A 26,425-nucleotide genomic window follows, 5' to 3' on the forward strand; every position below is an offset into this window, starting at 1 on the left:
GCTGACAGATAAGGAGGGAACTTATATGATTCGAATTGTTATTGCTGAGGATCAGGAAATGCTACTAGGGGCAATTGGTTCTCTCCTCAATTTGGAAGAGGATATGGAAGTAGTCGGGCAGGCGAGCAATGGGGAAGAGGCCCTTGCACTAGTGCACCGGTTGCAGCCGGATGTTTGTATCATGGATATTGAGATGCCTGAAATGAGCGGTCTGGAGGCAGCGGAGTCTTTAAAGGCATTTGGTTGTAAGGTTATAATCCTAACTACCTTTGCCAGGAGTGGGTATTATGGGAGGGCCTTACAAGCGGATGTAAGCGGGTATTTATTGAAGGATAGCCCGAGTGAGGAATTAGCAGGATCGATTCGCAGCATCATCAATGGACTGCGAATATACTGCCCCGAACTAATCGATGAAGACTCAAACCAAAACGAACAGAACATCGAAGAGTTCCAACCGCTAGCCGAGAGAAAGACAAAAATTAGCACAGTTAGAAATTACCTGACAACCATCTTAGATAGAATAAAATTACCAACAGGATAAAAAATGAGGTGTCAGGCACCATGTGAAATCTTCACATGGTGCCTGACACCATTTTTTTGTTTTATATTTCAATAATAATAGGGAGGATCATTGGCTTTCTCTTTGTTTGGGTGAATACATATTGTCCGACTGATTTTTTTATGTTCTGTTTGATTACATTCCATTGCCGGATATTCTCGCTTTGCAGGTCATTAATGGTTTTCTTAGCAAGGCGGTTAATCTCTTTTAGAAGTTCATCCGAATTTCTTGCGTACACGAAACCACGTGTAATGGTGTCAGGTCCGGATATAATCCTTCGGTCACCTTTACTAATGGTTATCACAATTACGAGCATGCCATCCTCAGAAAGCTGTTTACGGTCTCGTAATACAATGTCCCCGACATCGCCAACTCCCATCCCGTCCACATAGGTATCTCCGGCTGGAATCGACCGAGTCTGACGGGCCACCTGGTTTTCAACATCGACGACATCACCATTTTTGATAATGAAGGTATTTCCCTTCTCTACTCCAACGGACTCAGCTAACAAACGGTGGTGGTGCAGCATTCGATATTCACCGTGAATCGGAATGAAATAGGTCGGCTTCATTAAGGTAAGCATCAGTTTTAAATCTTCCTGATAGCCATGACCAGAAACATGCATACCGGTTGAACTTCCGGATCCATAGATAACTTTGGCTCCCAGTTGAAATAAATTGTCTATGATCCGAGAAACGTCCTTTTCATTTCCTGGTATTGGAGATGCGGCTAAGATAACCGTGTCTCCGGGATAAACGGAGACATCACGAAAGTTTCCGCTCGCTAGACGAGATAGGGCAGCCATTGGCTCTCCTTGACTCCCCGTACAAAGGATAACCACCTTTTCAGGAGAAAGTCGATCGACTTCACGTGGTTCGATGATCATCCCATCGGGAATAGTTAAATAACCACGTTCAATCGCAACAGAGACCACATTTACCATACTCCTGCCAAGAAGAGCGATCTTGCGATTGGCCTTTATCGCCGCGGCAACGACCTGTTGAACCCGATTAACATTCGATGCAAAAGTGGAGATAAAGATTTTCCCGTCAGCTTTCATGAAGGCTTCATCCAAATTGCCACCAATCATTTGCTCGGACGGTGTTAGCCCCTTACGCTCAGCGTTCGTACTTTCAGATATTAAAACTAACACACCTTGCTGACCGATATTGGCCATTTTATGAATATCTGAATGTTGATTATTCACGGGCGTTAAGTCAAACTTGAAATCCCCGGTATGAACGACATTACCCTCAGGTGTATGAAAGACAATACCGAGACAATCAGGAACACTATGACTTACTCTGAAAAAAGATACAGTGGTTTCTCCAAACTCAAGTTTTGAATTAGAGTCAATTGTCATGAGTTTGGTGTTTCCATGGAGACGATGCTCGTCAATTTTTAATTCAATTAAACCAAGTGTAAAATGGGTAGCGTAGATAGGGATATTCAATTTTCTTAAGATATAAGGAATACCGCCAATATGATCTTCGTGCCCATGGGTCACAATTAGAGCACGGATTTTCTCCTGATTTTCTTCCAAGTAAGTAATATCGGGGATAATCAAATCAATTCCTAACAAACTTTCATCTGGAAATTTACCGCCGCAGTCAATGATAAAAATATCATCTGCGTACTGAACCACATACATATTTTTACCGATTTCATTTATGCCGCCTAAGGCGAAAATAGATAATTTATTATCATTAGTTCGCAAGTTAATATCCTCCTTATTCCAAGTAAATAAGAATAGTATGCCCCTTTGGATTTACTTTATCGGATAAGGGAGGTAAAACTTTTGTCGATCAAAAAAAAACTGCCAAATACCCGGTTTTTTACGGAGTTTGGCAGCTATTCTTATCGGTATTTAGATTAATACTTTAACATTGCTCGCTGGTAGAACACCTTGTAGTATTCTTTGCTCTTCGGTGGTTAACGGGAGCAATGGCAGACGAAGACCTCCAACGTTCACTCCATTCATATTCAATGCGGCTTTTACCGGTGCTGGGTTTGGTGCCGCAAATAATGCTTTCATAATCGGGAGAAGACGGCGATGGGCACTAGCTGCATCTTGGACATTCCCATTTTTAAAATGATTTATCATTTCTTGTATTTCATTACCAATGACATGGGAAGCAACGGAAACCACTCCAGCTCCACCAATGGCTAAAACCGGCAATGCTAAGCCATCATCACCACTATAAAGGGTAAAATCACTTGGTGCTTGGCTAATAATTTCAGCCATAGCATCTAAGTTACCGCTTGCTTCTTTTAAGGCGACAATATTTGGAATCTGTGAAAGTCGAACAATGGTCTCTACCGACAGGTTGACCACACTTCGGCCGGGGATATTATAAAGCATAATCGGTAATGGTGTAGATTCAGCAATCGTTTTGAAGTGCTGATACATGCCTTCTTGGGATGGTTTGTTGTAATAAGGAGCAACAAGCATAATCCCATCGACTCCTGTTTCTTCAGCCAGCTTTGTTAAGCTGATGGAAGCTCTCGTGTTATTTGAGCCAGTTCCAGCGATAACCGGAACTCTTCCATTGACAGCGTCGACAACCAATTTAAATAATGCCACTTTTTCTTCCGTTGTTAATGTAGGAGATTCTCCGGTTGTACCAGCAACTACGATTCCATCGGTACCATTTTCGATTAAATAATCTACAAGTATTCTTGTTGCGTTAAAATCTACTTCACCATTTTGATCAAATGGCGTAACCATTGCGGTTAAAACTTGGCCAAAATTCATCATTTCTCACCCTTTAATTAAAATTTTTATAAAATTTAGAGGTGGGTAAAGGCCATTCATAATTTAACGCAAAAAAGCAACAACGAGGGTTCGCTGTTGCAGTAGAAACATAAGAAAAATAAGTTCCCGTGCGTAAGATAGCCCTCCATATAGTTTCCTATATGACAGTTCTGTATTTTTTCAATAGCAGAACCAGCTTCAAGACCAATGAGATTCATTGAAGCTTCGGCAAATTCCCCTTTTCACAATCATCATTGGACCTCATTATCCTCATATTGTGTACTAATGGTCTTTGCGCCTCTATCCTCACTTCAAAAAACATGAAGTAAGAAAATATTTAATTGATAGTAAATATATCAGAATATTCCTTTTGGTTCAAGGGCAATTGGAACTTTATTTGAAATTCACACTATATTTCTACCGTTTCTAAACTCAGTTTATCCTTTTCAACTTCTAAGGCAGATACAATATAAGCAAACCCGTTCATAACAAAGTAAATAACATTAGATTGGACCCGTTCCTTTTCTCCCAAATAAGTATTTATGATAATACTGAAGGAAAAAAAGACAACAAATGATAATGCAATTTTATTAAAAATTATCATATCTACCGACCCCTTTAATTAGGATTCTTATGTTTATCATATTGGCTATAAACCGGTTTTATGCGTGCCTTCGATCGGCCGGTTACCTGAAATCAATTAGGGTCGGGGGTTGGTCCAGTCATAATCGTCCTTCCTGAACGTTCTTTCTTGCCGTGCAGAAAATAGTAAAGAATTGAGGTGGCCAGAGCGACAATACCTAAGATTACATACAGGCTGCTAAAGCCGGTTAATGGAATAATGAATCCAAGGATATATGGACCGAATCCAAGTCCTGCATCAAGAAAGATAAAGAAGGTCGATGTCGCCAAACCCATCCGATGCGGAGGAGTTACTTTAACGGCCACTGCCTGGGTGCTTGACTGCATGTTACCGAAACCAAGGCCAATTAGAACACCTGCTACCAATAAAGTGATGCTAATACTTGCTGAACTTAATAGAAATAAGCCGGCTGCTAAGAGGACAAAGCCCGGATACATTATATAGTTTGCACCCTTCAGGTCCATTAAGCGGCCTGTGATCGGGCGTGATAACAATACTGCGATAGAATAGACTAGGAAGAAGAAACTCGCCGTACTAACTAAGTCGATTTCAATCGCATAGAAGTTAATAAAAGAAAGAACGCTGGAATAACAAAAAGCTACTACCAGTGTAATGACAGCGATGGGCAGTGCCTTTGGCTCAATATAGTTGGAAAGCTTAAATCCTTTTACTTCAGATGTTTTCACCGATACAGTTAATGCAGGCACATCAACAAAGAATGCAGTGATCAAACTAATTACCCCTAAAGCAAGGGAGAAAATAAAAATCATTTGGAAATCTGTATGTTGGGTCATATAGAGTCCGATGAATGGCCCGATAGCGGTAGCGAGTGTTGCACTCATGCTGAAGTAGCCAATCCCTTCCGCTTTTCGAGCAGCCGGGATAATCTGGGCCACAATCGTACCTGTAGCAGTCCCGACCATTCCCCCTGCAATCCCGTGGAGTAAGCGGGTAATAAGCAGGAAGGTAATCCCGAAGTTCACAAAATACAAAAGAAGCGTCAAAATAAATAAAATGACACCAATGAATAACGTTTTCTTTCGGCCAATTGACTCAATAAACCGGCCAATCAACAACCGGCCAATTAAAGACCCGACAATAAATATTCCTGTTACAAGCCCTGCTTGACTTGTAGAAGCACCAAATTCATCGACTGCATAAACACCGATGATTACGATTAATAAATAAAAGACTAAAGTTACGAAAAAATTGACCGCAGAAACAATAGTGAAATCCTTTGTCCACAGTTTAGCTCTAGGTTGAGTCACTTTTTAAAACCCCTTATTTAATAATATTTTTACGAATTTCCCCCATAATGCGGATAGCCTCGAGCTGTTCATGCTCTGAGATGCCTTTTAAAATGTCCGTTTCATACTGATCAATCGTCACACGGACTTCCGTATATACTTTTCTCCCAAGCTCTGTCAGCTGTGTTCTTTTTTCACGTTTATCATTGCTCGGAACCTGCTCGACATATCCCAATTCTTCCAAGCGGTTCATGGTACGGGTGACCGTGGGCTTCTCTACATATAAATAATGAGAGAGTTCCACTAGCGTTGCCGGGCCATTATTGAATAAGTAGTAAAATATGGACCATTGCGCTCTGTGGAGATTATGCTCGGCGAGATGGAAATTTAGTTTATTCTCAAACGGACGGTACAACATCAGGAATTGGTGGAAAAATTTTTGAGAAGTATTTATTTGAAACACCCCTTGTTAAATGGTTAGTTAGAGTAATGATTACCTTAGGTAACTATTATAGTATAACAGAAATGATAATAAAATGTCTAATGATAGAGGTGGGTGATACTAATCAAACGATTGATTGAAACGGGATAAGGACTTGGAGTATATGGGTTTTTGGAGTAAAGACTTTTTCTGGAAAAACTAATTAAACGATTGATTAAAAGGGCCTGGGTCCTTGGTGTATAAGGTTTTTATGAGGTGGGTAATTTTTTATGAAAAAAAACTAATCAAACGTTTGATTAAAAAGAGCAGAAAATTTACCTGAAAAAAATAATCATACGTTTGATTAAATGTGGATGAAGCCTTGGTATTACTCTGTTTTTTCCTATTAGTTATTTCGATACAAATACAAACCAAAGCCTAAGGTATCTCTGCCCCATGCCAAATAGGTCCGGCGCCATGTACGAATTCGCTGCAGCATCGCTTCACAATCGGGATCATCTGGATTTTCAAGACAATAATTCTCGACCGACATCGAATAAAGCCATTCGTAATCATCCCAGTCATCATCATTAGCAACATAAGACCAAAGTGGGATTAAACCTAATTCTTCACCAGCCTTCACAGTATCTGCATGGCTTTTACATTCCGACTCGTCTGCACCGCCAAGCGCCTCTAAATACTCAGGACTGGGAGTCTGCTTCCAATAGCCTTCACCTATTAAAATATGGCCATTTTTCTTTACAAGACGTTTAAGTGTTTTAAGTGTGGGGTCCATTCCGCCCAAGGCGTGGGTAGATCCGATACAAATCCCAAAATCATACCCATCTGGCTCACATCTCTCGACCGCCGTACTGGCATCTTCCACGATAAATTCAATACTGCCATCAGGAATTCTATTACTAGCATTCCGCTTTGCTTCCTCAATGGACCCGTTATACAATTCTATTGCAGTGGCGGTTACCTGGTAGTTTTCCACCAACCGAATTAACAATTCGCATTTCCCAGCCCCAATATCAATCACCTTATCTGATGCTTTAGGCGATACAATTCTGAGCATCTTCATGATCTTTGCTTCGCTAATTGGATTACTAAATGCATGGTTACGATGAGCAATTGCTGAAAATTTGTTTCTATCCATAGATAATGTCTCCTTTTCTACTACAAGTGGATGTGGATTATATTTAACGCTATTCTATTTCATTTATTATCTTTATCCCTTGAATGTCAACATATTAATGTAATCTTCATGTTTTAGAAGACAGCGAACTCTTTGAAGTTTATTTTCAACTATAATAAATAGCACACGGTTGGGAGGGAATTGTGCCCCTAAGCGCGGAAAAGTAGAAATAACGGTAACGATTATTTGCATTACCTTTCACGATCTTATTTAATATAAGCGAGTCATAAAAATATAAATAAGATGAGGTAATTCATTTGAAAGCACTTATGTTCAAAACATTTGGCGGCCCAGAAGTCCTCGAATATGGTGATATAGAGGAACCTGTGATTGGTTCGGACGAAATACTGCTAAGCATGAAAGCAATTGGTCTGAATTTTGCTGATATATATAGAAGAAAAGGAAACTATCATCTAGCCGGAGAGCCACCCTATATCTTAGGGTATGAAGGGGCTGGAATCGTAGCAAAGACGGGATCAGATGTCCAAGGTATCAGCATTGGCGACCGGATGGCATTTGCCGATGTACCATATGCAAATGCCGAGCTAGTAGCCGTTCCCGTTGAAAAAGCTATACCAGTGCCTGACACCATTTCATTTGCAGAAGCGGCGTCCGTATTGCTTCAAGGATTAACGGCTCATTATTTAACGAAGGATAGCTATGCGGTGAAAAAGAATGATACCGTGCTGGTACATGCTGCAGCAGGCGGTGTGGGGCAGCTTCTTGTTCAAATTGTAAAATTACTTGGAGGCACGGCAATTGGCTTAACTTCTTCCATTGAAAAAAGAGCTGCAGCAGTAGAAGCGGGTGCGGATCAAGTCTTTTTATACAAGGATGACTGGAAGGAACAAGTACTCGAGGAGACGAATGGCAAAGGCGTAGACGTGGTCTACGAATCTGTAGGTTCTACTCTTCAAGATAGCTTTGAGGTTACTCGTACCGGTGGAACGGTCGTATTTTACGGAATGGCAGGGGGCGACCCAGCATTGGTTGACCCAAGGATGCTTATGGATACATCAAAAACTTTGACAGGCGGAGACTTATGGAATGTGCTGACGTCCCGAGAAGAACGAATAGCTCGTTCAAATGAGCTGTTTCGGTGGATGGAGGAAGGAAAATTAATAGTTTCCGAACCAACAGTCTTCCCGTTGCACGATGGCCAAGAAGCACACCGTTATCTAGAAAGCCGTAAGAGCATAGGGAAAATTTTATTAATTCCTTAAAGAAAAAAAGAGGGTCAGGTATCAGTATTATGGCCAACTAACCATAGGAAAAGGCGAATATAAAATAAAAACAACTATAAAAGCGGTGTGTTTCTCAGATGAATCACACTGCTTTTTGCGCGTTAGATAGGAAGATTATGTTAAGATTTTAAGTTTTAAAATTCCTTTTCGGTATTTCAAAGATGTAAGAATCTAAGCCTTTCATGATTGAGGGATATCCTGCTTTATTATTTTTTCTTTTTTCCAATCAACAGTATTGTATGACTTGTGTGTGTCACATTTGGGCCTCCACTCATATACTAAGTTTGAAAAAGATTAGTTGTATGACATAGGTGCACTTTCAAAATATTGTTAAAAGGGGTAGAAAAAATGACTCACAAATGGATATTAGCGATTGATGCCGGCGCATACGAGGTGAAAGGAAGAACAAGGGACGATGTGTTTAAGTTTAGGTCAACAATTGGACCTTACCGCCATCTTCATTTGGTGAATGCAGATAGCAGCCAAATGGAAGCCGGCGACTACATCGTCGAGTACGGGGACGAGAAGCTGTTTGTGGGGAATATCGCCTGGCGGGAATGTCATGCAATAAGAGAGCCGAGAGATATTTCGAAGGCGCACGAAGAAACAAAGATCAGGGTTCTGGTGGCAGTTCATCAGTATGGTAAAACGGAAGGGAACTGTGTAGTGATTGGGCAGCCGATCCGTGGAATGGTGAATAGAGACAGGGAAAGTATGGAGAAGATGCTGAAAGGGGAACACACCATCACGGTGAACAATGTTAGGAAGACGTTTTACATCGAGGAAGTAAAAGTCGCTCCTGAAGGGTCTGGGGCATACTTCAGCATGGAAGACAGGCCGGAGGACATTGCGAACATCATCGACGCTGGAAGTGGTACCTTCAACTATTTAAGAGTGGAAGATGGCTACTTTATTGACAGGAAAAGCGGGACCCTTGCTTTCGGTGCTGAAACAGACATGGAAATGACAGAAAAACAAATGGCAGTAGCCATCCTGGCGGAACTTCGGGGCAAATGGAACTTATACGAACCGACCTATCTTTGCGGAGGAATTGCTGAATATCTTTTGCCATATATAAAAGAGCATTTTAGTAATATCAAGCTAATCAGACCCGTCCTCTACCGGACAAACGGACACAAAGCATACAGTCCGCAATATGCTAATGCTTTCGGATTTTATTCTATGGGGAAAGCGGTCTTTGTTGATGAATGAACTGAATCGAAAGATCAAGTCCGTCCCTTTCAACCTCGATGACCCTTATGAAAGAGAGCTTCTAGAACATTGTAACCAGTACATCCACTTTGCGACATATATCAAACGACTGATCCAACGAGATATGGAACAGGGTGTCGGTGTCATTCGTAAAGAATATGAAAAGGTAGAAATGAAACTAGAAAAATCTATCGACAAGTTTAAGTTGAAAAGCTTCGGTCTCTAACTCCTATATGGGGTCTTTTTTTTTGGATTCTATACTTAGGGGTTCCGTCCCTTTTACCTTTTCTACATTTTCCTCAAAGTCATTTGAATCCATTTTATGGTGTCAGGCACCACAATGGATTATCAATTAAAGAAAAAAAGTTTTTCTTGCAAAAACGCTTTCATTGGGATTATAATATGAATAAATCGATTTACTAAACCGATTTACTAAAACGATTTATCAGAATTACTTTTTAAAAAGGGGTCTTCGTTATGGAAAATGTAATTGTCCCGTTAAATGCTTATGATAGATTTGAAGTGTTGAAGAAGGGGCAAACTTCATTCATTAGGCACATTGCCGAGTCCGGTGCTTTCGGAATTGAAATTCGCCGTGAATTAATGTCGGACCAAGATCTACCTCTAGATAGCATTAGAAAAGAAATAGAACAATATCAACTTTTTACCGTGTACTCGGCTCCGATTGAATTATGGAAAAAAGATTCCGGTTTAAATGAAAAGGAATTAAACGAGATCTTTCACGAAGGAATAGCACTTGGAGCTAAATGGATAAAAGTATCACTAGGGCATTTTCATAAAGGTCAATCAAATGTCATCGAGCTGAATACCTTTTTGAACCAGCACCAAGGAATTCAATTGCTAGTTGAAAATGATCAGACGCTTCATGGTGGGAATATCAACCAATTAACGTCCTTTTTTGAAAGCGCCTCCGAGCAGGACACACCAGTAAAAATGACATTTGACGCAGGGAACTGGTACTATTCCGGTCAGGATGTGGACGATGCATTAAGCAAGCTTTCACCATATGTCCATTATCTGCATTTGAAACAGGTAGAAGATGATCATGGCGAGTTCATCACTGTGCCTCTTCAAAAAGATGGGAGTCACAGCTGGGAGAAGGTTATGAATAGTTTACCATCTGAAATCGCAAAGGCGCTTGAGTTTCCTATCGAACCAAAGGAGAAAACAAAAGAGTTTATTCAGATGATAACAGAAAGTGAGGCTTTATCATGCAACAGTTAGATGTGATTACATTTGGAGAAGCGATGGCGATGTTTATGGCTAATCATCCGGGTTCCTTACACGAAGTTGGCCAATTTACCCGTGAGCTTGCCGGTGCAGAAACCAATGTGGCAATTGGGCTTGCCAGGCTTGGTCTCCGCTCTGGTTGGGCAAGCAAAGTCGGAAATGATGCGTTTGGAAGATTTATAATCGAAAGGCTCAAAAATGAAAACGTTGACATTGACCATGTGTTGATCGACAAAAGTTATCCGACTGGATTTCAATTGAAGTCAATGGTATTAGAAGGCGACCCAGAGGTTCAATATTTTCGCAAGGGTTCGGCAGCGAGCCATCTAAATAGTAAGGATTTCAATGAAGATTATTTTCAAAATGCAAGGCACTTGCATATGACAGGAATTCCATTAGCCCTCTCGGAAAGCGCCAGAGCCTTTGCAAGACATGCTCTATCGTTTATGGAAAAGAATGGCAAAAAGGTTTCCTTTGACCCAAATTTAAGGCCAACACTTTGGGCATCACAAGAAGAAATGGTGAAGGAAATTAATGAAGCCGCGTTCCTAGCTGATTACGTGTTACCAGGAATCGCTGAGGGTGAAATCTTAACCGGCTTTAAGGAACCTCGTGAAATCGCTTCCTTTTACTTGGAAAAAGGTGTCGAGCTTGTTGTCATAAAGCTTGGTGCAGAGGGAGCATTTTATAAAACAGCAACTGAAGAAGGAACCGTTCGCGGTTTTCATGTCGAAACGGTTGTTGATACCGTTGGTGCGGGAGATGGCTTTGCGGTTGGGGTGATCAGTGGATTACTCGAAGGTCTCCACGTTCATGATGCGGTTTCAAGGGGAAATGCAATTGGTTCGTTAGCAGTTCAATCACCCGGTGATAACGATGGCTATCCAACCAAAGAAGAGTTAGCAAAATATATAGAAAAAAACTTACAGGGAGTGAAATAACATGAAACAAACGATTGCCAAACAACGATGGTTACGTCTGATTCCAATTGCTTTTATCACTTACAGTCTTGCTTACCTTGACCGTGCTAACTATGGATTCGGTGCAGCTTCAGGATTGGCTGAGGACCTTCACATTACAGCGGGTACTTCTTCCTTACTTGGGTCGCTATTCTTCTTAGGTTATTTCTTTTTCCAAGTGCCTGGTGCTGCTTTTGCCGAGAAAAAGAGTGCAAAAGTCCTTATTTTCTGGTCATTAATTGCTTGGGGGTTATTAGCTTCTTTCACAGGGATGATCACCAATATTAAATTATTATTTGTGATACGCTTTGCCCTCGGGGTGGTGGAAAGTGCGGTAATGCCGTCCATGCTTGTACTCTTAAGTAACTGGTTTACGAAAGCAGAGCGTTCTCGTGCGAATACGTTCTTAATCTTAGGAAATCCAGCAACCGTATTATGGATGTCAATTGTTTCTGGTTATTTAGTTAACTCTGTGGGCTGGAGATGGATGTTTATTGCTGAAGGTCTTCCTGCCGTTATTTGGGCATTTATTTGGTGGAAAGTTGTAAATGACAAACCAAGAGATGCAAAATGGTTAACAGAACAAGAAAAGAATGATTTTGAACAACAATTAGCAAAAGAACAAGAAGGTATTAAGCCGGTTAAAAATTACGGTGAAGCTTTTAAATCGAAACCCGTTATTTTGTTAAGTGCTCAATATTTCCTTTGGAGCATTGGTGTATATGGGTTTGTAATGTGGCTTCCTTCTATTATTAAAGCAGCACCAAATATGGATATTGTAAAAACAGGCTGGTTGTCTTCTGTACCTTATATTTTAGCCATTATTCTTATGTTAGTAGCTTCTTATTTCTCTGATAAAACATTGAACCGAAACGCCTTTGTTTGGCCATTCCTATTAATTGGTGCAGTCGCATTTTATGCCTCTTATGCTATTGGAACGGACCATTTCTGGATTTCATTTGTCTTATTAGTTATTGCCGGTGGTGCCATGTATGCTCCATATGGTCCATTCTTTGCAATCATTCCTGAAATCCTCCCTCGTAACGTGGCTGGCGGCGCGATGGCCCTTATTAACAGCATGGGTGCATTAGGATCGTTTGTTGGCTCTTATATCGTAGGGTATTTGAATGATTCGACTGGTGGATTCGGTGCTTCTTACATTTTCATGGCAGGATCTTTATTCCTTTCCGCTATTTTAACCATTTTGGCGGTAAAAGCGGCAAAAAAAGAAAGAAACAAACCATCTGATGTAAATATGAGTGCATAAAAAACTGTCAACAGCTTTGGGATTTTTCCAAGGCTGTTACCAATTGTATATAACATAAAAGAGATAAAAGGAGTTTTTAATATGGGAGTAGAAGAAATCAAAAAACGGGCGGTTGTTGCGGTCATTCGCGGTGCCAGTTTGGAAACCATCATTCCAATGGCTCATGCCCTAAAAGAAGGCGGAGTCACAGCTCTGGAAATTACGATGGAAACCCCAAAAGCATTAGCGATTATTGAAAAAGCGGCCGATGTGTTTGGTGATGAGATTTTTGTAGGGGCCGGAACAGTTTTAGACGCTGAGACTGCCCGTGCAGCCATTTTGTCAGGAGCAAAGTTTGTTTTTTCACCAACTGTTCGGAAGGAAACGATTGAGATGACGAAACGGTATGGGGTCATTAGTGTCCCTGGTGCATTTACCGCAACCGAAATTCTAACTGCCTATGAGTATGGTGCCGATGTGATTAAAGTATTCCCTGCAGGAAGTGTAGGCCCTGGTTATTTTAAAAATCTAGCGGGTCCACTGCCGCATATTCCGTTAATGCCGACAGGCGGGATTGACATGGAAAATGCCAAGGATTATATCCGTGCTGGAGCGGTTGCTGTTGGTGTCGGAAGTTCGTTGGTTAATCCGAAAAAAGCATTAACGGATGATTATTTAAGTTTGATAACCGAGAATGCAAGGAAGTTAATGGAAGAAGTCCAGTCAGCTCGGTAAGCATAAGGGGAGGATGACCATAGTGGCGAGTACTTGGTTATAAACAAGTGCATTGTCATTTAGGGGGTCATCCTCCTTTGTTTACATGTGGGCGACTTTGAATCGATCATTACTGGAAAATTAGTAGATTTGCCGCTAAAATGAAGTCAGTGAACCAAGAGGAAAGAGGAAGATAGGCATGGAAAAAGTAACAATGGCCGACGTAGCAAAAGCGGCAGGCGTGTCAAAAAGTACCGTTTCTCAATACTTAAATAAACGGTTTGAATATATGGGGGAAAAAACCAAGCTTAAAATTGAAGCGGCAATTGAAGAACTTGGCTACCAGCCCAATTTTATCGCAAGAAGTCTAAAGCAAAAGCGGACCTCTATGGTTGGAATCATTGTTGCAAATATTACGCATTTTTTTTCAACTGAAATCAGCCGTGCCATTGAGGATTTTTGTCATCAACATGATTTGCATGCCATCGTCTGTAACGCAGATGATGATCCCGAAAAAGAGAAGAAATATATTGAAATGTTGAGAGCAAAGCAGGTAGATGGTCTGATCATTTTTCCTACTGGACAAAATAATGATTTATATAAAACCATGGTGCGTCAAGGCTATCCTGTAGTGTTTGTAGATAGAAGAGTCGAGAATCTTGATGTGTTTTCAGTAATTACGGATAATACCGATTCCACTTACAAGGCCTTGCAGCATTTCATAGCGAAGGGTCACAAGAATATTGCCTTTGTGGTGCAGCCGCTATCGGTTAGTACTCGTATCGATCGATTGGCTGGATATAAAAAGGCCGTAACAGATGCGGGATTAGAGGTAAATTCAGATTTCATTATCGAATCAAGTATCTCGGAAATGAAAAGCAAATTAGAAAAGCTTTTTTCATTAGAGGTTAAACCAACAGCAATATTTGCAGCAAATGATCGTGTTTTTCTCGCGGTTACAGAATTTATTAAGGAAAAGGGAATAAAGCTAGGGAAAGAGCTTGAGTTGATAGTATTTGATAATATTCCATTTGCTCATTTACTAGAGGACCCCATTTCCTTCATTAGTCAGCCGGCATCAGAAATGGGACACAAGGCTGCAGAGCTGTTATTTGAACAGATTAATAAAGAAAACACTTCTCCGGGAGTGTTTGTTTTTCCAAGCAAGTTGGTGTAGAAACGATTCATTAGTGCCTGACACCAAAACTGGTTCGGGCACACATTGTTCATTGAAAAACGCTTACAAATGAAGTATAATCAATTCATAAACCGATTTAGTAAACCGATTTATCTAAACCCCATGTAAAGGAGTTTGATTATGAAAATACAACTTGCTTTGGATCGGATGGAAATAGCTGAAGCTATCGAGTTAACAAGGAGAGTAGAGGATTCCATTGATTGGATTGAGGTGGGTACTTCTCTAATAAAAGAATTCGGTGTGGCTAGCATAAAAGAGATGAAACAAGCATTTCCAAATAAACAAATAGTAGCTGATATAAAAACGATTGATAATGCCCGTTATGAATTTGAACTGTGTTTTGATGCTGGGGCTGATATTGCTACCGTCATGGGAGTTTCTCCCCTTGTAACAATTGATACCTGCATGGAAGTAGCCCATCGTTATCAAAAAAAGGTCATGATTGATCTGTTAAATACGTCTGATCAACAAAAAAGAGACTTAAGGAAATATAAGGACGCCATATTTTGCGAGCACGTAAGTAAGGACCAACAAGAGGAATTAGGCAGTCAAAATCATGGAACAAAGCCAAGTGATTTTTCAGGATTTCAGGTAGCGGCAGCTGGTGGGATTACCCTAGATTCGATCGAAGACCTCGTAGGGTCTTTAAACCCAGCCGTTGTGATTATTGGCTCTGCTATTACGAAAGCGGATAATCCGTCAGCGGCAGCGGCACAATTTAAACAACTTATTTTACAAACGGAGGGAAATAGAACATGTTAGTCATTCCTACTATATTAAAAGAAGTGGAAACGGTCCTCAGTCAAGTCGAAGAGGAGCAGCTTCAAGAATTAGCGGTTCAATTGCAAAAAGCCAAGCGGATTTTTGTCATTGGAGAAGGACGTTCCGGGTTAATGGCAAAATCATTTGCGATGCGCTTAATGCATTTGGGAGCAACGGTCTTTGTTGTAGGGGAAACGATCACTCCGTCCATTGATGAAGGTGACCTTTTAGTCGCGATTTCGGGTTCAGGTACAACGAAAAATGTGGTTTGGACGGCTGAAAAAACGCATTCACTTGGTTGTTCGGTAATAGCTGTAACTACAAATCCAGAGTCTCCATTAGCTATGGCGGCAACGCAGATTCTTCATGTACCCGCAGCGACAAAATATCGCCGCGAGAATGAGTTGAAAACGATCCAACCGCTTGGATCTTTATTCGATCAATGCGCTCATATTCTATTTGATACCTTATGCCTGCTTTTCAGCCAGCTGAACGAAGTGGACCACACCCTAGCTTTCGGCCGACATAGCAATTTAGAATAGAAAAAATAAATGGTGCCTGACACCAATTCGGTAATCCCCGAATTGGTGTCAGGCACTCTTTTTTTGAAAGTGTTTTAAAACCAATTTTAACCCCCTAGACTAGAAACACACGTATGTATTAGAATAACAGGGATGAATGGAGGAAATGAACATATGTCTAATTTGCCAAATTGCCCAAAATGTCATTCCGAATACACGTACGAGGATGGAAGTCTTTTTGTTTGCCCGGAATGTGCTCATGAATGGAATGTAGAATCAGATACAGAAAATGAAGACCAAAATATTGTTAAAGATTCAAATGGAAATATTTTAACCGATGGGGACTCTATTACAGTCATCAAAGACCTAAAAGTAAAAGGAAGTTCATCTGTTTTAAAAGCAGGTACAAAGGTTAAAAACATCCGTTTAGTGGATGGCGACCACAATATTGATTGTAAAATTGATGGTTTTGGCGCGATGAGTTTAAAATCTGAATTTGTTAAGAAGTTATTATAGTGTCTAAGAATGAAAAGGGCTAGGTATAAAGCCTAGCTCCTAGTAATTCCCCATTTCCACATGATAGTTTTTCTCGGTAAGAACTTTATGCAGCTGTTCAATATGATCGTGATTCTTTGTCTCGACTGAAATCTCAATTTGGGCAAAGCCAGGATAAATATCTTTGCCAATCCGATGGAGATTAACAGATTGAACGTTGGCGTCTAAATCGGTTATTGAACTCAATACTCGTTGAAGTTCACCAGGTTTATCTTTTAAAGTAATCGTAAAATTAGCATACCTTCCAGATTCAACTAAACCGCGTTCGATAATTCTTGAAATAAAATTCATATCTACATTTCCGCCGCTTAATACAGCAACCACTTTTTTCTCCTTAATATTCAATTTTTCATAAAGTAAGGAAGCAAGTGAGACGGCGCCCGACCCCTCAACTAAAAGCTTATTCCTCTCCAAAACCATTAGCATGGTCCTGGCAATTTCCATTTCATCGACACAAAAAACATCATCCACGTATTTTTGAACGATTTCAAAGGGCCTCAACCCTGGTTTTTTAACCGCGATCCCATCAGCCATTGTGGGTGTGGAGTCAACCATTACAGGTTTATTTTCAAACAAGGACTGCTTCATACTTGGGCAGGCAAGGGCTTGAACACCGTAAACAGATATATGAGGATTTTTTTCCTTTACTGCCATAGAAACTCCAGCAATGAGTCCACCGCCGCCAATTGGGCAAATAACCGCTTCCACATCTGGAAGCTGGTCGAGGATTTCTAACCCGACCGTACCTTGTCCTGTCATGATAGCCTCATCGTCAAAAGCATGAATAAAGGTCGCATCGAGTTGCTCTTTCAGTTTTAATGCATAGGAGAGAGCATCATCGAATGTGGCACCCTCTAAAATTACTTCAGCGCCATATTGTTTTGTGGCTAGAATTTTACTAAGTGGTGCGCCTTTAGGCATCACAATTTTGCATGGTACGCCAAGCATTTGACTTGAATACGCTACTCCTTGAGCATGGTTTCCAGCAGAAGCAGCGATTACTCCCTTTGTTAGTTCTTCCTTTGATAGTGAATTAAGCTTATTGTAAGAGCCCCTTACTTTAAAGGAGCCTGTTTTTTGAAGGTTCTCAAGCTTTAAATAGACTTCATTATGAGCGAGCTGACTAAATGTTTTGGAATAATCAAGGGGTGTCATATGGACAATTCCCTTCATTTTATCCCGTGCAATGATGATATCATCGATGTTCAAGTTTTTCATCCTCCGTCCACAAGGTTCTTCTTTTTAGGATGTACTGGAGAAAATAAACTATGTCCAATTTTCACAAAATGCCAAAAAGCGATGGTTCAGTCGGTTACAGAAAGGGATTTATCGTGTTAATGGATTTGCGGCCTCTAGAATCAAATGCAATATGTCCCAAAAGATAATATAATAGGACTTAAGACAGAATGCATAAGGCAGGGACTTTAAATGAAGGAACAACCGCAAGCAGATACTCCAAATTCGCACATAAATCGAAATGGGCTTACGCCTGAATATATTGAAACTCTCCATAAGCTAAGGGAAAAATTACTCTCCGGAATTCAACATGCTGATCGAGATTTGGTAGCCGAATATCAAGGAGACGCGTCTCTGCATTTTAAAGATGATCAATTAAAGATCCTTAACAGAGTCCCAAATGATAAAGTCCGATCCTATAAAAATATTTTATTATCACACAATACCCTTTATAGCTATGCGGCTGAAAAGGGCGGATTAAGTCCCTGGCAAAGCCACTTTATATCAGAAAAGTATGCAATTATGATCGAGCATGCCGAAACCTTTTCTGAACTAGAAAAAATACATTTAAATATGGTAACAGAGTATTCCGACCCTGCCATCCGAAAATCGAACAGTGACAACTTAACCATTGTAGAGAAAGCAGAGAACTATATAGAGATGAACTTTTCGGAGGACATTTCCATGGAGGAAATGGCGGAGAAATTACATGTTCATCCTTCACATTTAATGCGTACCTTTAAGAAAGAAAAAGGAATCACTATCAGTAATTATCGAAATCTGAGAAGAATAAGAGAAGCAAAAGAGCTGATCCTATTTTCAAATCTTTCGATGACTGAAATTGCATATATGGTGGGGTTCAGCAACCCTCAGTATTTTTCTAAATTTTTCAAAGAGATAGAAGAAGTAACTCCTGTAGAGTTTAAAAAGAAGAGGAAGAAACCTCAATAAATGAAGAGAATTATGTGATCTTTTTAGTGGTACATGGGAAATCATGTGCCTATTTATTTTGCCCGTCTTATTCTAGCTGCATTATTTTATCCCCTTATTTGTTTAAAATTTCATGCAATTATACTATAAAAACATGCAATTATAGTGCAAATGTGTAATTGCGATTCGATGTATACTAATCACGTACTAGATAAAGCGTTTACAAAAAGAGAAAAAATTCAGGGGAGGGTTACACATGAAAAAGTTCGGAGTAAGAGATCAAGTTGGATATGCGCTGGGGGATGTTGGAGGAAGTTTCGTTAACTTATATATTGGTTCTTTCTTTATTGTCTTTTGTACCTATGTATTAGGTGTAAGCCCTTACTTTATGGGGACAATGTTTTTAGTCGGAAAAATATTCGATGCCCTTGTCACTGGAATTATGGGGACAATTACTGACCGTTTTAGAATAGGAAAAAGCGGAGATAAGTTCTTGCCTTGGATCAGCTTTTCTAAATGGTTACTAGCGGCATCAAGTTTAATAGCTTTTGCTAACATATCAAATTGGGAATCTACCGCTACTCACATTTGGGTAGTAGCTGCTTACCTATTCTTCTGTGTTGCTTATACTGCTGATGCCATTCCATATGGTTCATTAGCATCTGTTATTACAAATGATCCTGTTGAACGTACAAAATTATCTCGTGCCCGTTCGATCGGTGGCATGATTGTAGGAGTTGGTTTCTTATCCTTTGTTCCAATGTTCATCTATGATAAAGCTGGAAATATCGTACCAGAAGCATTCTTCTATATCGCTATTGTATTCAGTATTTTATCATTATTTTCTTATACAGGGCTTGTAAAATTAACAACTGAACGTATCCGTGACGAAAAGTCTGCTGGAGCTAAGCCTGATTACGATTTCAAGGATGCATTTAAAGTAGCATTTTCCAACAGACCATTAATCGGTATGATGGTTGCAACTCTCGGTTCTACCTTAATTATTTCTGGTGTTGCTACGTTAGCTGCTTATGTATTTGCTGAGTATTATAACATGCCTAGTGCATTTGCTATCAACTCTTTCATTAGCATGGGAATTATACTTGCGTTATTCGTTGTCATTCCAAAACTCGTAGCAAAATTCAATAAACGCAACTTGATTCTTGCTTCTTCAGCATTCAGTTTAGTTGCATCCGCTTTAATGACTTTTGTTACGTTTGAAAATGTATATGTATTTGCAGCATTATACAATATCGCAACAATCGGTTCATCCGTGTTCGTTATGCTTGTTTGGGCATTGGTTACAGACTGTATCGATTATACAGAATACAAAACTGGAAAGAAAATCGAAGGAACCCTTTACTCCCTCTATTCTTTCGCTCGTAAAGTAGGAATGGGATTAGGAGCAGCAGTGGGAAGTTACTCTTTAGGTTGGGTTGGATTTGTATCTGGTGCAAAATCACAGTCACAAGAAGTTGCAGAAGGTATATTAAAAATGTACACAGGTATGCCAGTTGTGGCATTTATTCTCATACTAATCGGTGTAGGGTTAATCTTTAACCTAAATGCAAAGAGCACAAATGAAATGTATGCAGTATTAAAAGAAAGAAGAGCGTCGTAATAAGGAGAGCTCTTTATAGTGAATCGTTATTAAATAGAATAATAGGAGAGGTTCATATGCGTACTAGATTCCTATCAAAAATGACAAATGGGGAAGTTGAAGAATATTTAGATCGAAATGATATTATTTTTGTTCCAGTTGGAGTAACGGAAACTCATGGAGCTCTACCGCTCGATTCTGAAACTGTTTTGGCGGAAGCAATTGCTTTAAAAATGGCTGAGGCATCAGATGGACTTGTTTTGCATAACTTACCTTATTTTTTCCCAGGCGGAACAATCGTTGGTCGGGGAACGATTCAAATGAGCATAAAAGACGGCATGGCTTATTTAGATAAGATTGCAAAGTCATTACTAAATCAAGGCTTTAGACGACAAATTTATATCACCAGTCATGGTCCAGCATATTTGACAGTTAGCGGCATGGTTCGCGATTTCTTTGACGAAACAAAAGTGCCTGCTTTGTATATGGATGTATTAAAAGCAGCAGAGGCAACTAATTTCAATCTGATGAATGCATTTCATGATATGACCATCGGTGCTTATAAAGTTTTAGGCAGAATAGAAGATGTTCCATTGAATGTACCTGTATCCCATTCTGTTACGTATGATGTTCAACATATGTTAGCCGGGATGGGTAAAAATCCTGGTAATACATTGGGAAAATACGCTTATCAATCCGGCGCGGTTGGTTCTTACTTTGATGAACCATCTGATCATATGGCTACACCGCTATTAAAAACACCCGAAGAAAGAGAAGCACATGCAGAGGCGGGTGTTCAAGCAATTATTAAACTTGTAAAGGCATTGGATATGCCGACAATCGTTGAAACACTTCATCAAGTGGATGTTTATACGAAGGATATGATTCTTCCTAGATACGGGGGACATCTGTCAGGCGGAAAAGCGTAAAAAACAATAAATAAATATTCCCAATTGTAATACCAATACCGAAAAGCACTAGAATATATGATATCGACTTTGCTAAGGTATTTATATTAAGATAAAGAGGCGGCAGGGATATAGTTCCTGCTGCCTTTGTTATCAACTTGATGTTCCGTTAATGAGAATGCAAACTACTTTCTTCCATCCAATAAGCTTCCCGTATATTGATCTGCTTACGAATTTTCCGTGTGACATCGATAGTGATTTCACCCTCTTCGTACAAGTTCTGTATTTCATCACGTTCTGCTTGAAAGGCTTTCACTCGTAATTCTCTTTGTAATTGTGTGTAGTGAGTAGAATCTGCGCCTTTTTTGGCTAGTTTTAATTTCATGATTAATTCGCTATATTCTCCGATAATGACTAAATAAATATTGGCATTTTCAGAAGTCATTTGATTCTTCAAATACTGAATAGCTGCTTTCGCCATGTTTACTTTTAGTCGGATGATCTTTTTTATTTGTGCTTGGCGATGTATAAGCCGTTCTTTGTTATTTGGCAGAAAAAGATGAACAACCTGATACAAACTTCTTTTAACCAAGGTCCAAATAAATAATCTACGGTAGTGGATTCGGTTTGTAACCGCGAGCCTCATCCGATGGATATGTTCTTCAGACATATAAGTCATTTCACGGTCAATTTGTCCCTCTTTTTTCAATTTTTCGATGTAGTTGGCTTCGGCATCAAGGGCCTTCATCCGAATTTCATTTTCTACTAATTTCAGTCGCTCGGAGTTTTCATCACTTACATTAGTAAGGCGATTCCGAATTTGAGTGTATGCTGAAATAACGGAGACAGCTGCTCCACGATTTTCATCATTCATCAATTCCCGAATCGAACGAATCGCGGAGTCAATTGTCCGGAGCATAGCAACCTGTTCCATTTCCTCCTTAAGTTTATCCGTATTTCTTTTATCCGGCTTGGCGAGAATCGGCAAGAAAGTGCTCGCTGCTACTAGTGTTACAAGTATTACCCCAGCAGCAATAAAGATGAATAACGAGCGCTGAGGAAAGGGACTTCCATCCGCCAGTACATAGGGAATTGTAAATGCACCGGCTAGTGTCACAGCCCCTCGTACACCTGAAATCGTAATGATGCCAATCGCTCTCATCGAAGGCATTTGGATTTGCTTTTTCAGCCAGCCCCAATGCCAGGCAGCCCCGATCCACAAGAAGCGAAGGACGAAAAGTGAAGCAGAAATGATGAAAATATACTTACTCACTTCCCAATTATTAAACAATGGGTCTTGAAAAATTTCACTAATGACACTTGGTATTTGTAAGCCCAGCAGCACAAATACCAATCCGTTCAGAATATAGATAAGTACGGTCCAGGTACTTTGAGAAACCACTTGCAATTGCATTGCAGGGGATTGGTCACGATCGCGATAGATGGTATGAACAATGCCTGCTGCTACGACAGATAAAATGCCAGAGAGATGGAAATGCTCAACCAGGTAAAAAATCACAAAAGGAGTGAGGAGTTGGATGAGCATGTGAATCGTTACATCCTCCATCCCCAGCCGTCGAATAAAGATTTTCAATTGGATAATAAGGACGGCAAGAATGGCACCACCTACTAAACCTCCAATGGAAATAATTAAAAAGCTCCAGCTTGCCTCAGCCAATGAAAAAACACCCGTCACAGTGGCGGCTACTGCAAATTTAAACGCTACTAAACCGGAGGCATCATTCATGAGCCCTTCCCCTTCAAGGACATGCATAATTGTTTGCGGTATCTTTACCCTGCTTGAAATGGCACTCACGGCAACAACATCAGTAGGAGAAAGGATGGCCGCTAACGCAAAAGCAGCAGGCAATGGTATCGACGGGATGAGCCAATAGATTAAGTATCCAATTGCGAATACGGTAACAAACACAAGCCCAAGAGCTAGCAATAGGATTGGTTTTCGTAATTTCCATAATGCGTGCCGTGAAACATTTTTTCCATCATGAAAAAGCAGGGGAGCGATAAATAAAACGAAGAACAATTCCGGCTCCATTGGGATATGAATTCCTATTGGAAGTGCCGCAAGTAAAACCCCTAGTGCAATTTGAACCAGCGGCACTGGTATGTATGGCATAAAATGATGGATGAAACTAGACAAGCCGATAACAGCGAGCAATAAAAGTGTAAGTAGAAAAAATTCCATTTCATGTCTCCTCTCCTAAGTATTTTGTGTAACAAAGATATTTTTCAACACATTAGAGAGGGAAATTTCACTTTTTAAAAAAAAAGGCTCAGTTAAACTGGTCTGTTGATTTCCGCTCCAGGCGCTTCGCTTTCCGCGGGCGGTCCGGGGAGCCTCCTCGGCGCTTAAGCGCCTGCGGGGTCTCCCCTGCCCCGTCCTCCCGCAGGAGTCTTCGCGCCTTCCGCTCCAATCAACATGTGCCAAAATCAACAATGAGCTTTAACATAGCCCCAAAAAATAAGCGAACAGTGAATGGCACTGTCCGCCTTATTTTTAAACTTCCACTTGGGCAACTTTCACTGTCCAGTTAAATGGATCTTCTTTTTTTCCAAGTTGGATTCCGGTCATTTCATCATAGAGGCGCTGAGAAAGTTCGCCGATTTGACCGTCATTTATTGTAATCGCTTGGTCATTCCAAGTTAATTCGCCAACAGGGGAAATAACAGCAGCTGTTCCTGCACCAAAAACTTCTTCAAGCTCGCCGCGCGCATGTGCTGCAAAAACCTCTTCAATTGAAATTTGCTCTTCGCGTACAGGAATATTCCAATATTTTAGTAATTCAATAACCGAATCACGGGTAACACCTGGTAAAATGCTTCCGTTTAATCTTGGTGTTACCACTTTACCATTGATCTTGAAGAAGATATTCATGCTGCCAACTTCTTCGACATATTTCTTCTCTTTTGCATCAAGCCAGAGAATTTGAGCAAAACCATTTTCATCAGCTTTTTCCTGTGCTTTCAGACTAGCCGCATAATTTCCAGCAGTCTTCACATGGCCCACTCCGCCAATAACTGCCCGAACATACTGTTCTTCCACATAAATCCTCACAGGACTTAATTGGTCACCATAATATGCTCCCGATGGAGAGAGAATGACTAGCAATTTATATTGTTTCGCAGGACGAACACCAAGATAAGGCTCGGTTGAGAAAATAAACGGACGAATGTATAGAGAAGTCCCTTCTCCATCAGGAATCCAATCCTTTTCTGTTAAAATCAATTGTTTAATGGCATTTAATAAGAAATCCTCGTCAATTTGGGGAATGCACAGTCTTTCGCATGAATCATTCAATCGCCTCATGTTTTTTTCAGGGCGGAAGAGCTGGATCGTTCCATCTGCTGTCTTATAGGCCTTCATTCCCTCAAAGATTGCTTGTCCATAGTGAAAAACCATCGCAGAAGGATCGAGCGTTAATGGCTCGTAGGGAGTAATTCTCGGGTCATACCATCCGATTTCATGTTGATAATCCATAACAAACATATAATCGCTAAAATACTTACCAAAACCAAGTGAAGCAAAATCAGGCTTTTCCTTTAAAACTTCTCTTTGAACAAATCCAACTTCTTGTTTCATGATTACACCTCTTGTCGATTCTCTACTTTACCTTGTTGAAAAGTAGGCCATATTCATTCGATATTAAACTTTTGAAACGTAAAATCCAAATGGGGAGCCGAATTGAAATTAACTGTATTATCTAACTATAACACTTAAGTAGTACCAACTGCCATCCTCTAAGATTAAGTTGAACAAAATCTTGCGTAATTGAACCTATTTAAAATGGGCACGACTAAAGGGAGAATGATTGTGGTAATATTTAACTAAATGTAAACAGGAGGAGAATTAGCGTCCCCTACCGAGGCGTGGAATATTTGCTTGGCACGTTGCTTAAAAATTATGTAGAAAAAAATAGATCTTAAAAGTTGAAGGTTACGGAGGTCAAACATGTGGTTGATGTCTTTACAGAAATAATTATCGAACGCCCAGTTGGACAAGTTTCAAAATATGCAGCCAATCCAGACAACGCCCCTGAATGGTATGTAAATATTCAATCAGCCGAATGGCAAACCGAAAAACCATTAACATTGGGTTCAAGAGTAGCTTTTAAAGCACAATTTCTTGGTAGAGAGCTAGCCTATATCTATGAGGTTACAGAATTTATTCCCGAAAAAAAGTTAGTTATGAAAACAGCACAGGGGCCTTTTCCGATGGAGACGATTTATACTTGGGAAGCCTTAGAAGACAATCAAACAAGAATGACCTTAAGGAACAATGGAAATCCGAGCGGTTTTTCAAAAGTGTTTGCACCGTTTATGGCTCCAATGATGAGGCGAGCAAACATGAAAGATTTAAAAAATATTAAGGATATTCTTGAGTCTTGAAATAGTGTGTTAATAGAGGGTAAAAAAGAAAAACGCCACAATAGGGCGTCTAAAAAATTCATAATTACTGTTCATTGTTTTCAGTGGTATTAGTAAATGCATTGGGGTCGACCGTGTTTGCTCCGTAATCTGGAACATTGCTCGCATGCTCTTTGTGATACTGTGACCCTGAACCTTGTTGATTAGGATTGGATTTCCCTTTTTGCTGGTTGTTTTGCTGATTTGGCATGATCTTCACCTCCTAAACACAAAGAGTAGTATATGTAGTGTGGATGTAATTATTCAATGGAGAAACAACAATTTGAAACTTTCTCCTACTTTTTTCGTATACTTAGAACAAACCCTTAAAGGAGATGTGAAGGAATGTTCCTAGCAGAACTTCAGCCAGAGGAGAGGAAGGCGTTTCTTGAACTTGCTGCTCTGATTGCCAAAATTGATGGAAAAATATCTATATTTGAGAATTCCGTACTTATCAGGTGCCAAAAGGAAATGGGACTTGAGGATTATAAAATAAAGGGTCTTGAAATTGGGGAAATCCTTAAAGTATTTAAGAATGAACGCTCAAAAAACATCGTCGTAACCGAACTCCTTCAACTCATCTATTCAGATGGAGTTTTTCATGATCAAGAAAGCGAAACCATCCAATTCATAAAGTCGTACTTCGGCTTCGATTCAAGTGAATATGGGAGTTTCAAGGATTGGATTGTTAAAATAAGGGAATTAACGGTTTCTAAGGGGACATTGAAATAAAAAACGTACTATTCCTCAGACAAATTAAAAATTATTAGTATAGAAAAAAGAAGGATGCCGGTAATGTAACCGCCTCCTTCTTTTTTTTATAAACCTGTATCTTTTTAGAATT

At 40.0% G+C, this 26,425-nt stretch carries 27 protein-coding genes and 1 riboswitch; of the genes, 17 read left to right on the forward strand and 10 right to left on the reverse strand.

The window, feature by feature from the left end; translation table 11 throughout:
• Positions 1-25: 25 nt before the first annotated feature.
• A complete protein-coding gene (locus ACSU6B_RS19280) occupies positions 26-541 on the forward strand; it encodes a response regulator (protein ID WP_410887765.1) in 516 nt (171 codons plus the stop codon).
• 61 nt (positions 542-602) lie between these two features.
• Here ACSU6B_RS19280 and ACSU6B_RS19285 read toward each other — a convergent pair whose 3' ends face one another.
• The 6 genes from ACSU6B_RS19285 to ACSU6B_RS19310 form a co-directional block, all read right to left on the reverse strand.
• Complete coding sequence (locus ACSU6B_RS19285) at positions 603-2,210, reverse strand: ribonuclease J (protein WP_374103820.1); 1,608 nt, start codon at positions 2,208-2,210, stop codon at positions 603-605.
• A gap of 216 nt (positions 2,211-2,426) precedes the next feature.
• Positions 2,427-3,314: a 4-hydroxy-tetrahydrodipicolinate synthase gene (dapA, locus tag ACSU6B_RS19290; protein ID WP_410887884.1), complete on the reverse strand. Its 888-nt coding sequence runs from the start codon at positions 3,312-3,314 to the stop codon at positions 2,427-2,429.
• Positions 3,315-3,444: 130 nt separating this feature from the next.
• A riboswitch (Lysine riboswitch) is annotated at positions 3,445-3,625 on the reverse strand.
• Positions 3,626-3,723: 98 nt separating this feature from the next.
• Entirely contained in the window at positions 3,724-3,918 is a 195-nt protein-coding gene (locus ACSU6B_RS19295; protein ID WP_410887767.1) for a hypothetical protein, read from the reverse strand.
• A 92-nt stretch (positions 3,919-4,010) separates the two neighbouring features.
• The gene (locus tag ACSU6B_RS19300; RefSeq protein WP_410887769.1) at positions 4,011-5,225 is read right to left on the reverse strand and encodes an MFS transporter; all 1,215 of its coding nucleotides are present in this window, start codon (positions 5,223-5,225) and stop codon (positions 4,011-4,013) included.
• Positions 5,226-5,238: 13 nt separating this feature from the next.
• Complete coding sequence (locus ACSU6B_RS19305) at positions 5,239-5,658, reverse strand: MarR family winged helix-turn-helix transcriptional regulator (RefSeq protein WP_410887886.1); 420 nt, start codon at positions 5,656-5,658, stop codon at positions 5,239-5,241.
• Between the two features lie 373 nt (positions 5,659-6,031).
• Positions 6,032-6,784, reverse strand: a complete 753-nt coding sequence (locus ACSU6B_RS19310; protein ID WP_410887771.1) for an SAM-dependent methyltransferase — start codon at positions 6,782-6,784, stop codon at positions 6,032-6,034.
• 296 nt (positions 6,785-7,080) lie between these two features.
• Between ACSU6B_RS19310 and ACSU6B_RS19315 the strand changes: the two genes are divergently transcribed.
• From ACSU6B_RS19315 to ACSU6B_RS19365, 11 genes are all read left to right on the forward strand, one after another.
• Entirely contained in the window at positions 7,081-8,046 is a 966-nt protein-coding gene (locus ACSU6B_RS19315; RefSeq protein WP_410887773.1) for a quinone oxidoreductase family protein, read from the forward strand.
• Between the two features lie 369 nt (positions 8,047-8,415).
• The gene (locus ACSU6B_RS19320; RefSeq protein WP_410887775.1) at positions 8,416-9,279 is read left to right on the forward strand and encodes a ParM/StbA family protein; all 864 of its coding nucleotides are present in this window, start codon (positions 8,416-8,418) and stop codon (positions 9,277-9,279) included.
• Positions 9,272-9,505 (forward strand): hypothetical protein, encoded by a 234-nt coding sequence (locus ACSU6B_RS19325; protein ID WP_410887777.1) that lies wholly within the window; start codon positions 9,272-9,274, stop codon positions 9,503-9,505. Before ACSU6B_RS19320 ends, ACSU6B_RS19325 begins: the two co-directional genes overlap by 8 nt.
• Positions 9,506-9,756: 251 nt before the next feature.
• Complete coding sequence (locus ACSU6B_RS19330) at positions 9,757-10,524, forward strand: sugar phosphate isomerase/epimerase family protein (RefSeq protein WP_410887779.1); 768 nt, start codon at positions 9,757-9,759, stop codon at positions 10,522-10,524.
• Positions 10,512-11,471, forward strand: coding sequence for a sugar kinase (locus tag ACSU6B_RS19335; RefSeq protein ID WP_410887781.1), 960 nt, complete (start codon positions 10,512-10,514; stop codon positions 11,469-11,471). The genes ACSU6B_RS19330 and ACSU6B_RS19335 overlap by 13 nt, the downstream gene beginning before the upstream one ends.
• Position 11,472: 1 nt before the next feature.
• On the forward strand, positions 11,473-12,756 hold the full coding sequence (locus ACSU6B_RS19340; protein WP_215017634.1) for an MFS transporter: 1,284 nt from the start codon (positions 11,473-11,475) through the stop codon (positions 12,754-12,756).
• An 81-nt stretch (positions 12,757-12,837) separates the two neighbouring features.
• A complete protein-coding gene (locus ACSU6B_RS19345; protein ID WP_410887783.1) occupies positions 12,838-13,470 on the forward strand; it encodes a bifunctional 4-hydroxy-2-oxoglutarate aldolase/2-dehydro-3-deoxy-phosphogluconate aldolase in 633 nt (210 codons plus the stop codon).
• 178 nt (positions 13,471-13,648) lie between these two features.
• Positions 13,649-14,626, forward strand: a complete 978-nt coding sequence (locus ACSU6B_RS19350; protein WP_214997827.1) for a LacI family DNA-binding transcriptional regulator — start codon at positions 13,649-13,651, stop codon at positions 14,624-14,626.
• A gap of 141 nt (positions 14,627-14,767) precedes the next feature.
• Positions 14,768-15,409: a 3-hexulose-6-phosphate synthase gene (gene hxlA / locus ACSU6B_RS19355; protein ID WP_410887785.1), complete on the forward strand. Its 642-nt coding sequence runs from the start codon at positions 14,768-14,770 to the stop codon at positions 15,407-15,409.
• Positions 15,403-15,951, forward strand: a complete 549-nt coding sequence (hxlB, locus tag ACSU6B_RS19360; RefSeq protein WP_214997825.1) for a 6-phospho-3-hexuloisomerase — start codon at positions 15,403-15,405, stop codon at positions 15,949-15,951. The genes hxlA and hxlB overlap by 7 nt, the downstream gene beginning before the upstream one ends.
• 153 nt (positions 15,952-16,104) lie before the next feature.
• Positions 16,105-16,446, forward strand: a complete 342-nt coding sequence (locus tag ACSU6B_RS19365; RefSeq protein ID WP_410887787.1) for a zinc ribbon domain-containing protein YjdM — start codon at positions 16,105-16,107, stop codon at positions 16,444-16,446.
• Positions 16,447-16,485: 39 nt separating this feature from the next.
• Here the strand turns inward: ACSU6B_RS19365 and ilvA are convergent, their stop codons facing one another.
• Positions 16,486-17,658, reverse strand: a complete 1,173-nt coding sequence (gene ilvA, locus ACSU6B_RS19370) for a threonine ammonia-lyase (protein ID WP_410887888.1) — start codon at positions 17,656-17,658, stop codon at positions 16,486-16,488.
• 255 nt (positions 17,659-17,913) lie between these two features.
• On the opposite strand from ilvA, the gene ACSU6B_RS19375 reads away from it, so the two are divergent.
• The 3 genes from ACSU6B_RS19375 (at position 17,914) to ACSU6B_RS19385 (ending at position 21,180) form a co-directional block, all read left to right on the forward strand.
• Positions 17,914-18,672, forward strand: coding sequence for a helix-turn-helix transcriptional regulator (locus tag ACSU6B_RS19375; protein ID WP_410887789.1), 759 nt, complete (start codon positions 17,914-17,916; stop codon positions 18,670-18,672).
• A 235-nt stretch (positions 18,673-18,907) separates the two neighbouring features.
• Complete coding sequence (locus tag ACSU6B_RS19380; RefSeq protein WP_410887791.1) at positions 18,908-20,272, forward strand: MFS transporter; 1,365 nt, start codon at positions 18,908-18,910, stop codon at positions 20,270-20,272.
• A 56-nt stretch (positions 20,273-20,328) separates the two neighbouring features.
• Positions 20,329-21,180: a creatininase family protein gene (locus tag ACSU6B_RS19385; protein ID WP_410887793.1), complete on the forward strand. Its 852-nt coding sequence runs from the start codon at positions 20,329-20,331 to the stop codon at positions 21,178-21,180.
• A 148-nt stretch (positions 21,181-21,328) separates the two neighbouring features.
• Here the strand turns inward: ACSU6B_RS19385 and ACSU6B_RS19390 are convergent, their stop codons facing one another.
• Together ACSU6B_RS19390 and ACSU6B_RS19395 are read right to left on the reverse strand one after the other, a co-directional pair.
• The gene (locus ACSU6B_RS19390; RefSeq protein ID WP_410887795.1) at positions 21,329-23,362 is read right to left on the reverse strand and encodes a Na+/H+ antiporter; all 2,034 of its coding nucleotides are present in this window, start codon (positions 23,360-23,362) and stop codon (positions 21,329-21,331) included.
• A 312-nt stretch (positions 23,363-23,674) separates the two neighbouring features.
• Entirely contained in the window at positions 23,675-24,757 is a 1,083-nt protein-coding gene (locus ACSU6B_RS19395) for a branched-chain amino acid aminotransferase (RefSeq protein WP_410887797.1), read from the reverse strand.
• A 371-nt stretch (positions 24,758-25,128) separates the two neighbouring features.
• On the opposite strand from ACSU6B_RS19395, the gene ACSU6B_RS19400 reads away from it, so the two are divergent.
• Positions 25,129-25,563, forward strand: coding sequence for an SRPBCC family protein (locus ACSU6B_RS19400; protein ID WP_410887799.1), 435 nt, complete (start codon positions 25,129-25,131; stop codon positions 25,561-25,563).
• Between the two features lie 64 nt (positions 25,564-25,627).
• Here ACSU6B_RS19400 and ACSU6B_RS19405 read toward each other — a convergent pair whose 3' ends face one another.
• Positions 25,628-25,792, reverse strand: a complete 165-nt coding sequence (locus ACSU6B_RS19405; RefSeq protein WP_168241813.1) for a hypothetical protein — start codon at positions 25,790-25,792, stop codon at positions 25,628-25,630.
• 134 nt (positions 25,793-25,926) lie between these two features.
• On the opposite strand from ACSU6B_RS19405, the gene ACSU6B_RS19410 reads away from it, so the two are divergent.
• Entirely contained in the window at positions 25,927-26,313 is a 387-nt protein-coding gene (locus ACSU6B_RS19410; protein ID WP_410887801.1) for a hypothetical protein, read from the forward strand.
• Positions 26,314-26,425 lie beyond the last annotated feature (112 nt).

The organism is Neobacillus sp. C211 (genome assembly GCF_051842875.1).
Taxonomy (GTDB): domain Bacteria; phylum Bacillota; class Bacilli; order Bacillales; family Cytobacillaceae; genus Neobacillus.

Coding starts and splice junctions, on each gene's coding strand:
- ACSU6B_RS19390 (WP_410887795.1), bottom strand. CDS start 23,362: ATGGAATTTTTTCTACTTACACTTTTATTGCTCGCTGTTATCGGCTTG.
- hxlA (WP_410887785.1), top strand. CDS start 14,768: ATGAAAATACAACTTGCTTTGGATCGGATGGAAATAGCTGAAGCTATC.
- ACSU6B_RS19310 (WP_410887771.1), bottom strand. CDS start 6,784: ATGGATAGAAACAAATTTTCAGCAATTGCTCATCGTAACCATGCATTT.
- ACSU6B_RS19375 (WP_410887789.1), top strand. CDS start 17,914: ATGAAGGAACAACCGCAAGCAGATACTCCAAATTCGCACATAAATCGA.
- ACSU6B_RS19385 (WP_410887793.1), top strand. CDS start 20,329: ATGCGTACTAGATTCCTATCAAAAATGACAAATGGGGAAGTTGAAGAA.
- ACSU6B_RS19405 (WP_168241813.1), bottom strand. CDS start 25,792: ATGCCAAATCAGCAAAACAACCAGCAAAAAGGGAAATCCAATCCTAAT.
- ACSU6B_RS19335 (WP_410887781.1), top strand. CDS start 10,512: ATGCAACAGTTAGATGTGATTACATTTGGAGAAGCGATGGCGATGTTT.
- ACSU6B_RS19340 (WP_215017634.1), top strand. CDS start 11,473: ATGAAACAAACGATTGCCAAACAACGATGGTTACGTCTGATTCCAATT.
- ACSU6B_RS19350 (WP_214997827.1), top strand. CDS start 13,649: ATGGAAAAAGTAACAATGGCCGACGTAGCAAAAGCGGCAGGCGTGTCA.
- ACSU6B_RS19380 (WP_410887791.1), top strand. CDS start 18,908: ATGAAAAAGTTCGGAGTAAGAGATCAAGTTGGATATGCGCTGGGGGAT.
- dapA (WP_410887884.1), bottom strand. CDS start 3,314: ATGAATTTTGGCCAAGTTTTAACCGCAATGGTTACGCCATTTGATCAA.
- ACSU6B_RS19365 (WP_410887787.1), top strand. CDS start 16,105: ATGTCTAATTTGCCAAATTGCCCAAAATGTCATTCCGAATACACGTAC.
- ACSU6B_RS19395 (WP_410887797.1), bottom strand. CDS start 24,757: ATGAAACAAGAAGTTGGATTTGTTCAAAGAGAAGTTTTAAAGGAAAAG.
- ACSU6B_RS19410 (WP_410887801.1), top strand. CDS start 25,927: ATGTTCCTAGCAGAACTTCAGCCAGAGGAGAGGAAGGCGTTTCTTGAA.
- ACSU6B_RS19280 (WP_410887765.1), top strand. CDS start 26: ATGATTCGAATTGTTATTGCTGAGGATCAGGAAATGCTACTAGGGGCA.
- hxlB (WP_214997825.1), top strand. CDS start 15,403: ATGTTAGTCATTCCTACTATATTAAAAGAAGTGGAAACGGTCCTCAGT.
- ACSU6B_RS19330 (WP_410887779.1), top strand. CDS start 9,757: ATGGAAAATGTAATTGTCCCGTTAAATGCTTATGATAGATTTGAAGTG.
- ACSU6B_RS19295 (WP_410887767.1), bottom strand. CDS start 3,918: ATGATAATTTTTAATAAAATTGCATTATCATTTGTTGTCTTTTTTTCC.
- ACSU6B_RS19320 (WP_410887775.1), top strand. CDS start 8,416: ATGACTCACAAATGGATATTAGCGATTGATGCCGGCGCATACGAGGTG.
- ilvA (WP_410887888.1), bottom strand. CDS start 17,658: ATGAAGGGAATTGTCCATATGACACCCCTTGATTATTCCAAAACATTT.
- ACSU6B_RS19345 (WP_410887783.1), top strand. CDS start 12,838: ATGGGAGTAGAAGAAATCAAAAAACGGGCGGTTGTTGCGGTCATTCGC.
- ACSU6B_RS19325 (WP_410887777.1), top strand. CDS start 9,272: ATGAATGAACTGAATCGAAAGATCAAGTCCGTCCCTTTCAACCTCGAT.
- ACSU6B_RS19285 (WP_374103820.1), bottom strand. CDS start 2,210: ATGTATGTGGTTCAGTACGCAGATGATATTTTTATCATTGACTGCGGC.